The sequence below is a fragment of the Pseudomonas sp. LS2P72 genome, from assembly GCF_054897865.1.
In genome coordinates this window covers 3,931,408-3,946,076 of sequence record NZ_CM142708.1, presented here as the reverse complement: position 1 = coordinate 3,946,076, position 14,669 = coordinate 3,931,408, and the positions used below count along the sequence as shown (strand labels likewise).

9 protein-coding genes are annotated in these 14,669 nt (G+C 61.2%); 2 read left to right on the top strand and 7 right to left on the bottom strand.

Translation table 11 applies throughout. The annotated features are described in order from the left end of the window. Positions 1 to 116: 116 nt before the first annotated feature. Complete coding sequence (locus tag ACYZUA_RS17920) at positions 117 to 1,700, top strand: ABC-F family ATP-binding cassette domain-containing protein (RefSeq protein WP_461959944.1); 1,584 nt, start codon at positions 117 to 119, stop codon at positions 1,698 to 1,700. A gap of 6 nt (positions 1,701 to 1,706) precedes the next feature. Here ACYZUA_RS17920 and ACYZUA_RS17915 read toward each other — a convergent pair whose 3' ends face one another. From ACYZUA_RS17915 to ACYZUA_RS17885, 7 genes are all read right to left on the bottom strand, one after another. Then, complete coding sequence (locus ACYZUA_RS17915; RefSeq protein WP_461959943.1) at positions 1,707 to 3,347, bottom strand: BatD family protein; 1,641 nt, start codon at positions 3,345 to 3,347, stop codon at positions 1,707 to 1,709. After that, positions 3,344 to 5,083, bottom strand: coding sequence for a vWA domain-containing protein (locus ACYZUA_RS17910; protein ID WP_461959942.1), 1,740 nt, complete (start codon positions 5,081 to 5,083; stop codon positions 3,344 to 3,346). The genes ACYZUA_RS17915 and ACYZUA_RS17910 overlap by 4 nt, the downstream gene beginning before the upstream one ends. Then, positions 5,080 to 6,159 (bottom strand): vWA domain-containing protein, encoded by a 1,080-nt coding sequence (locus tag ACYZUA_RS17905; RefSeq protein WP_461959941.1) that lies wholly within the window; start codon positions 6,157 to 6,159, stop codon positions 5,080 to 5,082. Before ACYZUA_RS17905 ends, ACYZUA_RS17910 begins: the two co-directional genes overlap by 4 nt. Next, on the bottom strand, positions 6,152 to 6,646 hold the full coding sequence (locus tag ACYZUA_RS17900; protein WP_461959940.1) for a DUF4381 domain-containing protein: 495 nt from the start codon (positions 6,644 to 6,646) through the stop codon (positions 6,152 to 6,154). The genes ACYZUA_RS17905 and ACYZUA_RS17900 overlap by 8 nt, the downstream gene beginning before the upstream one ends. Next, entirely contained in the window at positions 6,643 to 7,587 is a 945-nt protein-coding gene (locus ACYZUA_RS17895) for a DUF58 domain-containing protein (protein WP_046053621.1), read from the bottom strand. The genes ACYZUA_RS17900 and ACYZUA_RS17895 overlap by 4 nt, the downstream gene beginning before the upstream one ends. A 5-nt stretch (positions 7,588 to 7,592) precedes the next feature. Next, entirely contained in the window at positions 7,593 to 8,552 is a 960-nt protein-coding gene (locus ACYZUA_RS17890; protein ID WP_008150800.1) for an AAA family ATPase, read from the bottom strand. 263 nt (positions 8,553 to 8,815) lie between these two features. After that, positions 8,816 to 9,169: a hypothetical protein gene (locus tag ACYZUA_RS17885; protein WP_033054675.1), complete on the bottom strand. Its 354-nt coding sequence runs from the start codon at positions 9,167 to 9,169 to the stop codon at positions 8,816 to 8,818. A gap of 503 nt (positions 9,170 to 9,672) precedes the next feature. Between ACYZUA_RS17885 and ACYZUA_RS17880 the strand changes: the two genes are divergently transcribed. Beyond that, complete coding sequence (locus tag ACYZUA_RS17880; protein WP_461959939.1) at positions 9,673 to 14,580, top strand: NAD-glutamate dehydrogenase; 4,908 nt, start codon at positions 9,673 to 9,675, stop codon at positions 14,578 to 14,580. The last annotated feature ends 89 nt before the right edge of the window (positions 14,581 to 14,669 follow it).

The following is a 14,669-nucleotide window of genomic DNA, read 5'->3' as shown; positions in this document are numbered from 1 at the left end:
GATGCTGAAAGCCTTGAAAGATTGCCTGTCGATTGGGTGGTGCAGCTTCAGTATGGTGGAGGGCAGTCGAACGCTGTTGCGCAGCATCAGGGAGTTTTAATGTTTAAGGAGGCGTCATGACCCAACGGTTACTTCAACTCGATCAAGTGTCGTTCAACCTGCCCGACGGGCGCGTTCTGTTCGATCACTTGAACCACACCTTCAGTACCAGGGCCACCGGCATCGTGGGCGCCAATGGCTGTGGCAAGTCCTTGCTTGGTCGGCTCCTGACGGGGGAACAACTGCCCACCAGTGGCATCGTCCGTCGAGAAGGGCGGGTTTATGCCGTGGCACAGTTACTGGAACCCGAGCGCTATCCCAGCGTTGCCGCACTGGCCGGGGTCGCCCCTATTCTGGCGGCACTGGATCGCATTGCTCAGGGCAGCGTCGACGATGACGACCATTCGCTGGCGGTCGATCAATGGGATTGCGCCACCCGCCTTGAGGCGGAACTGCAGCAGATCGGCCTGGGTCATTTGAATGCCAACGCGCGCACCGACGCACTCAGTGGTGGCGAACGGCAACGGGTGGCGCTGATGGGGGCGTGGTTGTCCAGGGCCGACTGGCTCATTCTGGATGAGCCCAGCAATCACCTGGATATTGATCAGCAACACAAGTTTGCGCAGCAGATCGCTCGCTGGCCCAACGGCCTGGTGTTGATCAGCCACGACCGGGGCCTTCTGGAGCACGTGAACGAAATTGTTGAGCTTTCACCCTTGGGGCTGGCGGTTTATGGCGGCAACTACAGTCAGTATGCGGCGGCACGCGAGCAAGAACAGCAGTCGTTCCAGTCGGCATTGCAAGGTGAGCGGGCGCAGGCCAAGCGCGAGCAACGTGAGATGGCCGTGCAGATAGAGCGTCAGCAACGGCGTAATGCGCGCGGCGACCGTCAGGCCCGTGACGGCAATCAGACCAAGCTGATCACCAACGCCCAGAAAGAGCGCAGTGAAAACAGTCAGGGAAAATTGCGCCTCAATCAACAGGTGGCCCGGGAGCAGCAACAACAACGTATCGCCGAGGCACGTGCGCGGTGCGCGCCGGACATTCAACGCATGATGTTGTCTCCAGAAAGCGTAGTGCCCAATGGCAAGCTGATTGTGCAGCTCAACGACGTCATTCTCCCGTTCGGCTACGCGGCGCCGGTCAATCTGACGCTGACGGGGCCTATGCGCATGGCAATCCTGGGCGCGAACGGCAGCGGCAAGTCGACCTTGCTGCGAGTGATCGCCGGCCAAATGCCGGTGCGCGAAGGCGAACTCATCCGCAGTTGCCATGTTGGCTGGCTGGATCAACACGCCGGATTGCAGTACCCCGAACGCACCGCGGTGCAATGGCTCTACGAGAGTAATCCGGAGTTGCCCGAAGCCGAGGCGCGAACCCGGTTGGCGCAGATGGGCATTGATGCGGATCGTGCGATGCTCAAGACCTGTCAGTTGAGCGGCGGCGAACGCCTGAAAATAGCCCTGGCTGCGCAGCTGTATGCACAGCGGCCACCGCAATTGCTGTTGCTGGACGAACCGGACAACCATTTGGACTTGCCCAGTAAAATTGCGCTGGAGCAGATGCTCAATCAGTACCAAGGGGCATTGATCGTGGTCTCTCACGACAGCGCTTTTTTACAGGCCATTCATCTGGACGCCGAGTTCCATCTCGACAGCTAGGGACCGTTACTTCGGATAAAGCGGCGGCAGGCCACTGTCGCCAACCGGGTCCTGAACCCGCTCGGCAATCGGAATCGCCTTGATCGCCCGCCACAAGTCTTCACCTTGCCAATGCTGGCCGGTTTCGCTGTAGAGCGCGCCGTTCAAGCCGTCGAGGGCGTCGGACAACGGCACAAACCGCGCCGCCATGTCGGCCAGGGTTTCCGGTTGTTGCCGGGCCCAAGCGTCGAGGGCCTGGCGGGTGGCGTGGGAGTCGTTGGCCTGACAGGCGCGCTTGAGATCGTCGAGTACGGTGCGCGGGCTCGGGCCGGTCTGCGCGGCGCGCAGGATTGCCGGTTGCCAGCGGGCGCGCCACCAGAGGCCGAAGCCCAGCAGGGTGGTGCAGGCCAGGATTAAGGTGCTGAGTTTCCACCACCAGAGGGCTTCGTTGTCGGCCGCGGTAAAGACTTGGGGCATGCCGGCCGGGGTGTCGACCATCAGGCTCGGATTGTTCGCCACTGGCAGGGTTCGGGCCGGCAGGCTGCTGTGATCCAGATGGTCCTCGAAGGTGTTCCACCAGATCACTTCAACCGCAGGCAACTCGATTGCGCCGCTACGCGTCGGGACGAGCGCTTCACGGTCTTCGCGACTGCCGATCAGTCCGCGTTCGCTGTTCTGGTTGCCCAGCACCGGTTGATCCGGGTAGCGCCGCAAGCCGTTGCCATCGGTGGCGGGCAGCGGTGGCAATTGCGAACTGTCCAGGCCTTCAGCCTTTACCGTCAGGCTGCGGGTCAACGAATCACCCACCTGCGCATGATCCGGTTCCGGATTCCAGCTTTCGCTCAGGCTGAGGCTACGGGCCGGTAGCCATGGCACGTCGGCCGGGTAGGTGGCGGGTTTGGCCTTGACCGTCAGCAGAATCTCGGCGGAGCTGACCCGCATCAATTTGCCGGATTTCGGTGCCTGGGCGGCGGCGTCCTGAGCGGGTTGTGCCTCCACCAGTGCGGCATTGAATATCTGTGGCGGAATGATCAGCTCACCGCTGTGTTGCGGGTAGATCGCGTAGCGCTTCTCGATCACGCCGTGGCGCAGGCCATTGATGTCTTTCTCGTAGGTGCGCGCCTCACCCAGTTGCTCGATGCGCACATCGGGGATTTGCAAAGGAGGCAGGCTGCTGTCGTCGTACAGCGACACCGAATGGTAGATGCGCAAGGTCAGGATCGCCTGGGCTTGTACGTACACGCTGTTTTGATCGAGGCTGGCGTCGATGAACACCGGAGCCCGTTGAGTCGGGCTGTCCTGGGTTTCGGTCTCGACCACTTGCACGGTGATCGGCTGGCTCTGTACGTCACCCAGTTGCAGGGACGGAATCACCACGCTGCCGTTCTGCCGAGGCAGCAGGGTGATGATCCAGCGGGTGGTCGCACGGTTGTCGCCGTTCAGGGTGGTCAACTGGTTGACCTGACGGCTGCCGCGCACTTCGAACAGCGACTCCAGCGGTGTCAGATCAGGCTTGCCGAACTGCGTCACGTCGCTGGATTCGAGGGTCAGTTCAATCGTTTCGCCGCTGTTCAGGCGACTGCGATCCACACTGGCGACCAGTCCCGCAGCCTGGGCCTGAAAAGTGAAAAGCAGCAAAGCGAGCAAGAAAGTGGTGAAGCGGGTCATCGAGTTTTTTCCTGATCCTGATGTTGTTGCTGTTCGTACCAGAATTTGCGTCTGAGCAATTCCCCCGGATCGTCCGGGATCTTGCGCAGCCATTGCTCCAGCGCCTGGCGCTGTTCACCGTCGATGCTGTCGCTGGCCGGACGCATCGGTGGGCGGGTGGTGTCTTCGTTCCCCAGCTCGCTGCCCGGGACTTCATTGGTGCCGGGTTTCGACGGCGTTTTGCTCTGTTGGTCGGAGTCCGTCGTGGTTTGTTGGCCGTCGGTTTTCGGTTCGCCATTGTCCGACGGTTGCGTGGCCGCGCCCGGCGGCGGTTCTTGCGTGGGGGGCTCGGTCTCGTTACCGGCGTTTTTGTCCGGCGCAACGGGCGGTGGAGTGTTTTTCTGCTTCAGCAGACTTTCCACCAGCGCCTTGTTGGTCAGGGCCGGGCGCAAATCCGGTTGACGCTCCAGCGCCTGTTCGTAGGCATCCAGCGCGGCTTCCAGCTCACCGCTTTTGGCCAGGGCGTTGCCACGATTGTAGTGGGCGTGGGCGTTGCTGCTTTCGGCGAACCGCTGGGCGGCGCCGCTGTAGTCGCCTGCCTCGTAGAGCGCCACACCTTGCCATTGTCGATCTTCGAAATGCTGCGCGGCCTCGGCCGGGCGCTTCTGCTTGAGCAAGTGCAAACCTTGTTGATCGGGGCGCAGCCACAAATCGTTGAAGTCGAAGGCATAACTCGGTTGTGGCAGCAAAAACAGCAATGGCAAGCAGAACAGCCAGCCGCGACGACCGGCGCACGCCGCCAGCAGCAGCAACGGCAACAACAGCCAGTAACCCTGATCGGCCCACGTATCGAGGCGCAGGGTCTGGCCGTCGTTGCGCAGCGCGCGGGGTCCATCGAGCAAGCCCAGTGCGCGTAGGTCAGTGTCGTCCAGGCGTGCGTGGCGATAGCTTCCGTCCAGGTCGTTGGCAAAGGTTTTCAGGCCTGGTTCGTCCAGATGTGGCACCAGAATCGCGCCCTGGTCGTCCTTCAGAAAACTGCCGTCCTCCTGAGTGATCGGCGCGCCTTCGGCAGTGCCGATACCGAGCATCAGAAACTGTGTCGACTTGCCATCCAGCGCCTGCTGAATCCCCTGGCGTTCCAGTTCGGTCAAGGTCGACCCGATCAGCAGGATCCGCCCGTCACCGAGGGCGCCCTGATCAAGCAAGGCAAGGGCCTTGGTCACCGCCAGATCGGCGCGATGCCCCACTTGGGGCATCAGCGAAGGTTTGAGGGCATCCAATAGATTGCGGCTGGTCGACAGGTCATCCGACAGTGGCACCAGCGTGTGAGCGCTACCGGCGTAGACGACGATCGCGGTCTGGGCATCGCTGCGGTTCTCCAGCAGGTCGAACAGCTTGCGTCGGGCCTGTTCCAGCCGGTTGGGTGGTACGTCGGTGGCGAGCATTTCCGGGGTCAGCTCAAGGATCACGACCAGCGGGTCGGCGGGTTTCTGGCTGGCTTGCTCGACACGTTCCCAGCTCGGCCCGAGCAGCGCCAGAACGGTCAGCACCCAGGCACAGCCAAGGATGACCCACGGCAATTTGCTGTCGCGACCGTTGCCACCACTGAGCAACGCCGCATGGAAGGCCGGTGGCAGAATCATCTGCCAGCGCCCGGCGCGCTTTTGCCGATGCCAGAGTTGCCAGAGCAACCAGCCGAGCAATGGCAACAACAGCAACCACCAGGGGCGGAACACGTACGGCCAGAGTGCACTCATCGGCGTCTCCGCAGGCGCAGGCGTTTAAGCCGCTGGCGCCAGTCGGGCAGTTGCGATTGCAAAAACAGATCCTTGGTAAACAGTCGCCGCAACGGGTTGTCCGGCCAGCGCTCGCGAACCACCAACAGCATGCTCAACAGCAACGCTATCGCCAAAGGCCAGTGGTACAACGCCTGCGCCGGGCGGGCCTGAGTCGGTTGCTGGGTCACCGGTTCCAGTTTGTCGAGGGTGTCCTTGATCGCTTGCAGCTCCTTGTCATCGTGGGCGCGGAAATACTGGCCGCCCGTGGCTTCGGCGATCGCGATCAAGGAGGGTTCATCAAGGTCGAGGCTCGGGTTGACCCCCAGGAAACCCAAGGTGCCACTTTCCTCCGGATCGGCGCCGATACCGATCGGGTAGATTTTCACGCCTTCGCTCGCCGCCAGCCGCGCCGCCGTGAGCGGGTCGATTTGGCCACCGTTGTTGGCGCCGTCAGTGACCAGAATCAGTACGCGACTGTGTGCCGGGCGTTGGCGCAGGCGTTTGAGGGCCAGGCCGATGGCATCGCCGATGGCAGTGTTCTTGCCGGCGATGCCGATCCGCGCTTCGTCGAGCCACACGCGCACCGTGTGCCGGTCGAACGTCAGCGGTGCTTGCAGATACGCCTGGCTGCCGAACAGGATCAGGCCGACGCGGTCGCCATCGCGACTTTCAAGGAAGTCACCGAGCAAATGCTGAACCAGTGTGAGTCGACTGACTTCTTCGTCCTGCCACTGCATGTCGGGATAATCCATCGAGCCAGACACGTCGACCGCTACCAGCAGATCGCGACCGCTGGCGGCGATGGGCAGCGGTTCGCCAAGCCATTGCGGGCGCGCCGCGGCGATCAGTAACAACAGCCACAGCAGAATGAACGGTGCCTGTTGGCGCCAGGCCGGCAGGTTGGCCCGGGCGCGGCGACGGACCAGACCTTCGAGGTCGCCGAGGAAGCTGACTTTGAGCGCCGGTTCGCCGCTGTCGGCCACAGGCAGCACGATGCGCATCAGCCAGGGCAGCGGCAGCAGGGCAAAGATCCACGGCCAGGCGAACTCAAACATGTTTACGAATCCAGGTGTCGACCGCTTGAGTCAGGCCGGCAATGGCCTTGTCGTCGAGTTTGCATTCGGGTTTGTAGGCGCCTTCGACCAGTACCATCCAGCGGGTCAGGCCGGCGGCCGGGCAGCGATTGTCGAGGAATGCCAGCCATTTGCGCCCGTTGAGGGTATGACTCTGGCTATAGGGGTAGTGGTTGCGGCACAGGCGTTTGAGCAAACCGTTGAGTTGCTGCAGCCAGGCACCGGCCGGAGCGCCGTCGTAGGGTTTGGGCATCCGCGCCAGTTCGGCCAGCGCGGCGAGCCGCACCGGGTCCAGCGGTTGCTCGACGCGCACGATCGGGTGCTTGTTCGCAAGGAAGCGCCTTGCCTTCCACAGACCGAAACCGATCAGCGGCAGTAACACCAGCAACAGCCACCAGCCCGGTGCCGGTGGCCAGAATTCGATCGGCGGTGGGGAGATCAGCGGTTGCAGTTGATCGAGGCTGCTCATCGGCCTTTCCCCGGTTTCTGTGGGTTCAGGTATTCGCGCAGTTGCTCGACCATCTCACTCTGGGTGCTCAGGGGCATCAGCAATACCCGCAGCTTCTGCGCCAGCAATTCCCAGCGAGCGATGCGTGCTTCGGCCTGTGCGCGATAGGTCTGGCGCAGCTCGAAATTCAGGGTGTCGAGTTCCAGTTGCGCACCGCGTTCGGCGAAACGTAAAAGTCCGGCGGCGGGCAGGGCGTGATCGAGAGGGTCAGATACCGGCAGCAGCAATAGATCGCAATGCCGCGACAACAGGCTCAGCTGTTGTTCGGCGCCCTCGGTCAGGGTGCGTTCGTCGCAGATTATGATCACCAGGCTGCCGGGGCGCAGGACTTCCCGGGCGCGGCGCAGGGCAATGTTGAAGGCGTCCCGGTCCGGCTCGTTTTCCGTGTGCAGCGACTGATTGACCCGCACCAGACGGTTGAGCAACTGCAGCAGGCTCTGTTTGCTGCGTCGTGGCTTGATTTCATAGTGTTCGTTGTTGCCGAACACCAGTCCGCCGACCCGATCGTTATGACCCAGTGCGGCCCAGCCAATCAGGCTCGCGGCCTGGGCGGCGAGTACCGATTTGAACATCAGCCCCGAGCCGAAAAACAGTCGGCGACTTTGCTCGACCATGATGAAAATCGGCCGCTCGCGCTCTTCATGGAACAGCTTGGTATGGGGTTCCTGGGTGCGGGCGGTGACGCGCCAGTCGATGCTTCGCACGTCATCGCCGGCCTGATAGACCCGCACCTGATCGAAGTCCACCCCGCGCCCGCGCAGTTTGGAGTGGTGCAAGCCGATCAGCGGGCTGCGCTGGCTCGGTGTGGAAAACAGTTGCACTTCACGCACGCGATGGCGCATCTCGATCAGCTCGGCGAGGCTGACACGGATGCCCGGCTCGGGCGGCAGGAGGGCGTTCATCGGGGTCAAGCGACGGCTACGACGTCGAGAATCCGCTGGACCACCCGGTCCTGGTCGATGCCCGCGGCTTCGGCTTCGAAGGAAAGAATGATGCGATGACGCAGCACATCGAACAGTACGGCTTGAATGTCTTCCGGGCTGACGAAGTCGCGACCGGCCAGCCAGGCGTGGGCTCGGGCGCAACGGTCGAGGGCGATCGAGCCACGCGGGCTGGCACCATAGGCGATCCACTCGGCCATCTCCGGGTCGAACTTGGCCGGGGTGCGCGTGGCCATGACCAGTTGCACCAGGTATTCCTCCACGGCGTCGGCCATGTACAAACCGAGGATTTCCTTTCGCGCGGCAAAAATCGCCTGCTGGCTGACCCGACGCTCGGGCTTGGTTTCGCCATTCAACGCTTCGCCGCGGGCCTGTTGCAGGATCCGACGTTCGACGGCGGCGTCCGGGAAGCCGATTTTCACGTGCATCAGGAAGCGGTCGAGCTGAGCTTCGGGCAGCGGGTAGGTGCCTTCCTGCTCGATCGGGTTTTGCGTGGCCATCACCAAAAACAGTGGCGACAACTCGTAAGTACTGCGCCCGACGCTGACCTGGCGCTCGCCCATGGCTTCGAGCAGGGCCGACTGAACCTTGGCCGGGGCGCGGTTGATTTCGTCCGCCAGCACCAGGTTGTGGAAGATCGGGCCTTGCTGGAACACGAAACTGCCGGTTTCCGGGCGATAGATTTCCGTGCCGGTGATGTCGGCGGGCAACAGGTCGGGGGTGAACTGGATGCGATGGAACTGAGCTTCGATGCCTTCGGCGAGTTCTTTGATGGCCTTGGTCTTGGCCAGGCCTGGAGCGCCCTCGACCAGCATGTGGCCGTCGGCAAGCAAGGCGATGAGCAAGCGCTCGATGAGTTTTTCCTGGCCGAGAATCTGCGTTGAAAGAAAGGTTCGCAGCGCTAGCAGCGCTTCACGATGTTCCATCGATGACTGTTCCTGGAAAGGGTGACCGAAGACGTTCGAATAACGCCAGGGCTGGGGGCGTTACTTTAATCTATCGCGGGGGGCGGCGACTAACGGCATTTTGTGCAAAGTGAGGGAAATGGGGAAGGGTGGGACTCTCGGGCCTCTTCGCGAGCAGGCTCGCTCCCACAGGGGATCTCCAGCGGACGCGAAATTTGCATCCGGCACAATTCCAATGTGGGAGCGAGCCTGCTCGCGAAGGGGCCGGTGCAGGCGCAGAAAACTCAGAGCTCGCTTATATAAGTGCCAGTCCCCTTGAGAATGTTCTGCAGTGTTTCTTCCACTTCGGCCAAATCCGCCGCATCAGTGCTGTGAATGATTTCCAGTGAATCATCGCCATTCAGCGCATCGGCGTCAGCGGCGGCGATCTCGATCAGCAAGCGGGTAGGGCTGAGGGTGACTTTCACGCCGTCCAGGGTCGAAGGCTCGTCGCCGAGGCTGATGTCCAGCGCGTCCTCGTCCGGGTAGCGGGTCATCAGGAACATATCGCCCTGATCACTGTGGCAGCAGAGCATGGCCATGTTGTCTTCTTCGTCGTCGCACGGGTTGACGATCAAGAGGGCGGTGGTCATTTGCATGGGAAATTCCTGGCTCGACGAGCGTTGTGAAGACGAACAAAGGGCGATTCTGCCAGCAGAAGGGAATTTCTGCTCGCCTGAGTGTCAGAGGATGTGTCGTGAGCATCTGGGGTGTTGCTGGTCATTTCTGGCACGGATGTGCCGCAAAACCGGGCCTAAACCCACCGTTTTGCCGTGCGGCTGCTAGTGTTGTTCGATGCACAAGGCGCAAGCTGCGTACCGATGACCGAATATGTCGCAGCGCTGCAAGCACGGGGCTTGCCGCACTGGTTAAGCTGCGCAACGGATGAGCACCTGTAAAGGCATTGCGCTGTACCTTGCCCAGTCGTTTTTGCAGATGCCCATTCATGGAAGGTGAATGTGACCTGAGTGTCTCGTCCAGCTTCACCCACCTGTCATCCTGTTTCCTCTGCCCGAGAATCAGGAACAGGGTGACGGATTGCCCCGAAAGGGGTTTGCACGCGACGCTTCCATCAATAACAAGCCCAAGCGGAGTACCACAGATGGCGTTCTTCACCGCAGCCAGCAAAGCCGACTTCCAGCACCAACTGCAAGCGGCACTGGCCCAGCACATCAGTGAACAGGCACTGCCACAAGTGGCGCTGTTCGCGGAACAATTTTTCGGCATTATTTCCCTGGACGAGCTGACCCAGCGTCGGTTGTCCGACCTCGCCGGCTGCACCCTTTCTGCGTGGCGCCTGCTTGAGCGCTTCGATCACGCGCAACCGCAAGTGCGCGTCTACAACCCCGATTACGAACGCCACGGCTGGCAGTCGACCCACACCGCGGTCGAAGTGCTGCACCACGACCTGCCATTTCTGGTGGACTCGGTACGCACCGAACTGAACCGTCGCGGTTACAGCATCCACACCCTGCAAACCACTGTGCTGAGCGTGCGTCGCGGCAGCAAGGGCGAGCTGCTGGAAATCCTGCCGAAAGGCACCCAGGGCGACGACGTTTTGCAAGAGTCGTTGATGTACCTGGAAATCGACCGTTGCGCCAATTCGGCCGAACTGAATGTCCTGAGCAAGGAACTGGAACAGGTTCTCGGTGAAGTCCGCGTCGCGGTCGCCGATTTCGAACCGATGAAAACCAAGGTCCAGGAAATTCTCACCGGCCTGGACAACAGCCAGTTCAAGGTTGATTCGGAAGAAAAAGCCGAAATCAAAAGCTTCCTGGAATGGCTGGTGGGCAACCACTTCACCTTCCTCGGCTATGAAGAGTTCGTGGTTCGCGATGAAGCCGATGGCGGCCACATCGTCTACGACCAGGACTCCTTCCTCGGCCTGACCAAATTGCTGCGCACCGGCCTGACCTACGATGACCTGCGCATCGAAGACTACGCCGTGAACTACCTGCGCGAACCGACTCTGCTGTCGTTCGCCAAGGCTGCGCACCCAAGCCGTGTACACCGTCCGGCTTACCCGGATTACGTGTCGATCCGTGAAATCGACGCCGACGGCAAGGTCATCAAGGAATGCCGTTTCATGGGCCTGTACACCTCCTCGGTGTATGGCGAGAGCGTGCGGGTCATCCCGTACATCCGTCGCAAGGTCGAAGAAATCGAACGCCGTTCCGGCTTCCAGGCCAAGGCTCACTTGGGCAAGGAACTGGCGCAGGTGGTTGAAGTGCTGCCGCGCGATGATCTGTTCCAGACCCCGGTCGACGAACTGTTTGCCACCGTGATGTCGATCGTGCAGATCCAGGAACGCAACAAGATTCGCGTATTCCTGCGTAAAGACCCGTACGGCCGTTTCTGCTACTGCCTGGCCTACGTGCCGCGCGACATCTATTCCACCGAAGTGCGTCAGAAGATCCAGCAAGTGCTGATGGATCGCCTGAAAGCCTCGGACTGCGAGTTCTGGACTTTCTTCTCCGAGTCCGTGCTGGCACGCGTGCAGCTGATTCTGCGCGTCGATCCAAAGAACCGTCTGGACATCGACCCGGTTCTGCTGGAAAAAGAAGTGGTGCAAGCCTGCCGCAGCTGGCAGGACGACTATGCGAGCCTGACGGTTGAAAGTTTCGGTGAGGCCAGCGGCACCAACGTGCTGGCCGACTTCCCGAAAGGCTTCCCGGCCGGTTACCGCGAGCGTTTTGCCGCCCACTCGGCTGTGGTCGACATGCAGCACTTGCTGAGCCTGAGCGAAAAAAATCCACTGGTCATGAGTTTCTATCAGCCATTGGCTCAGGTTTCCGGTCAGCGCATGCTGCACTGCAAGCTGTATCACGCCGATACGCCGCTGGCGCTGTCCGACGTGTTGCCGATCCTGGAAAACCTTGGCCTGCGCGTGCTGGGTGAATTCCCGTATCGCCTGCGTCACAACAATGGCCGCGAGTTCTGGATTCACGATTTCGCGTTCACCGCGGCTGAAGGCCTGGAACTCGACATCCAGCAACTCAACGACACCTTGCAGGACGCGTTCGTCCACATCGTGCGTGGCGATGCCGAGAACGATGCGTTCAACCGTCTGGTGCTGACCGCCGGCCTGCCATGGCGCGATGTCGCGCTGCTGCGTGCCTATGCTCGTTACATGAAGCAGATTCGCCTGGGCTTCGATTTGGGGTACATCGCCAGCACCCTGAACAACCACACCGACATCGCTCGCGAGTTGACCCGGTTGTTCAAAACCCGTTTCTACCTGGCCCGCAAGCTCGGTACTGACGATCTGGAAGACAAGCAGCAACGTCTGGAACACGCGATTCTGAGCGCACTGGACGACGTCCAGGTGTTGAACGAAGACCGTATCCTGCGTCGCTACCTGGACCTGATCAAGGCTACCCTGCGGACCAACTTCTACCAGACCGACGCGCACGGTCAGAACAAGTCCTACTTCAGCTTCAAGTTCAACCCGCACCAGATTCCAGAGCTGCCGAAGCCAGTACCGAAGTTCGAAATCTTCGTGTATTCGCCTCGCGTCGAAGGCGTGCACCTGCGCTTCGGCAACGTTGCTCGCGGTGGTCTGCGCTGGTCTGATCGTGAAGAAGACTACCGCACCGAAGTCCTGGGCCTGGTAAAAGCCCAGCAAGTGAAGAACTCGGTCATCGTGCCGGTGGGCGCCAAGGGCGGCTTCCTGCCGCGTCGCTTGCCACTGGGCGGCAGCCGTGACGAGATCGCGGCCGAGGGCATCGCCTGCTACCGCATCTTCATTTCGGGCCTGTTGGACATCACCGACAACCTGAAAGACGGCGTTCTGGTACCGCCGGTCAACGTCGTGCGTCATGACGACGATGACCCGTACCTGGTAGTGGCAGCGGACAAGGGCACTGCAACCTTCTCCGACATCGCCAACGGTATTGCCATCGACTACGGCTTCTGGCTCGGCGATGCATTCGCATCGGGCGGCTCGGCCGGTTACGACCACAAGAAAATGGGCATCACCGCCAAGGGCGCGTGGGTTGGCGTTCAACGTCACTTCCGTGAACGCGGCATCAATGTTCAGGAAGACAACATTACTGTGGTCGGCGTCGGCGACATGGCCGGTGACGTGTTCGGTAACGGCTTGTTGATGTCCGACAAGCTGCAACTGGTCGCAGCGTTCAACCACCTGCACATTTTCATCGACCCGAACCCGGAGCCGGCCAACAGCTTCGCCGAGCGTCAGCGCCTGTTCGACCTGCCGCGTTCGGCCTGGTCGGATTACGACACCAGCATCATGTCCGAAGGCGGCGGGATCTTCTCCCGTAGCGCGAAAAGCATCGCGATTTCCCCGCAGATGAAAGAGCGCTTCGACATTCAGGCTGACAAGCTGACCCCGACCGAACTGCTGAACGCCTTGCTCAAGGCACCGGTGGACCTGTTGTGGAACGGCGGTATCGGTACTTACGTCAAAGCCAGCAGCGAAAGCCATGCCGATGTCGGCGACAAGGCCAACGATGCACTGCGCGTGAACGGCAACGAACTGCGCTGCAAAGTCGTGGGCGAGGGCGGTAACCTCGGTATGACCCAGCTGGGTCGTGTCGAATTCGGCCTCAATGGCGGCGGTTCCAACACCGACTTCATCGACAACGCCGGTGGTGTGGACTGCTCCGACCACGAAGTAAACATCAAGATCCTGCTGAACGAAGTGGTTCATGCCGGTGACATGACCGACAAGCAACGTAACCAGTTGCTGGCGAGCATGACCGACGAAGTCGGCAACCTGGTTCTGGGCAACAACTACAAGCAGACTCAGGCCCTGTCCCTGGCGGCCCGTCGTGCCTTGCCGCGGATTGCCGAATACAAGCGTCTGATGAACGATCTCGAAGGCCGCGGCAAGCTGGATCGCGCCATCGAGTTCCTGCCGGCTGAAGAGGCGATCAACGAGCGCGTCGCGGCGGGCCATGGCCTGACCCGTGCTGAGCTGTCGGTGCTGATCTCTTACAGCAAGATCGACCTCAAGGAAGCGCTGCTCAACTCCCTGGTGCCGGACGACGATTACCTGACCCGCGACATGGAAACCGCTTTCCCGCCGAGCCTGGTGAGCAAGTTCTCCGATGCCATGCGCCGTCACCGTTTGAAGCGAGAAATCGTCAGTACCCAAATCGCCAACGATCTGGTCAACCACATGGGCATCACCTTCGTTCAACGACTGAAAGAGTCGACCGGCATGAGCCCGGCGAACGTGGCCGGTGCTTATGTGATCGTGCGTGACATCTTCCATCTCCCGCACTGGTTCCGTCAGATCGAAGCCCTGGATTATCAGGTATCGGCCGACGTACAACTGGAGCTGATGGATGAGCTGATGCGTCTGGGCCGTCGCGCTACGCGCTGGTTCCTGCGCAGCCGTCGCAACGAGCAGAATGCTGCCCGTGACGTCGCGCACTTCGGTCCGCATCTGGCCGCGCTGGGCCTCAAGCTCGACGAACTGCTGGAAGGCCCGACTCGCGAAGGCTGGCAGACCCGCTATCAGGCTTACGTCGCGGCTGGCGTACCTGAGTTGCTGGCGCGCATGGTTGCAGGCACCACTCACCTGTACACCTTGCTGCCGATCATCGAAGCGTCCGACGTGACCGGTCAGAACGCCGCCGACGTGGCGAAGGCTTACTTCGCCGTGGGCAGCGCGCTGGACATCACCTGGTACCTGCAACAGATCAGCGCTCTGCCGGTTGAAAACAACTGGCAGGCCCTGGCCCGTGAAGCGTTCCGTGACGATGTCGACTGGCAACAGCGTGCGATCACCATCTCCGTCCTGCAACAGGGCGACGGCACCCAGGACGTGGAAACCCGTCTGGAGCTGTGGATGGAAGAGCACGACGGCATGATCGAACGCTGGCGCGCCATGCTGGTAGAAATCCGTGCCGCCAGCGGCACTGATTACGCCATGTATGCGGTGGCCAACCGTGAGTTGCTGGATCTGGCGTTGAGCGGTCAAGCGGTAGTGCCAGTCACTGCCACTAGCACTGCCAGCGCTGAGCTGGAACCGGCGGCCTGATCAGGCGCTGAATGAAGAAGCCCCGCAATGAGAGTTGCGGGGCTTTTTTTTGTCTGAAGGTTTTGTACCGTCTCGTCGGGCCCCATCGC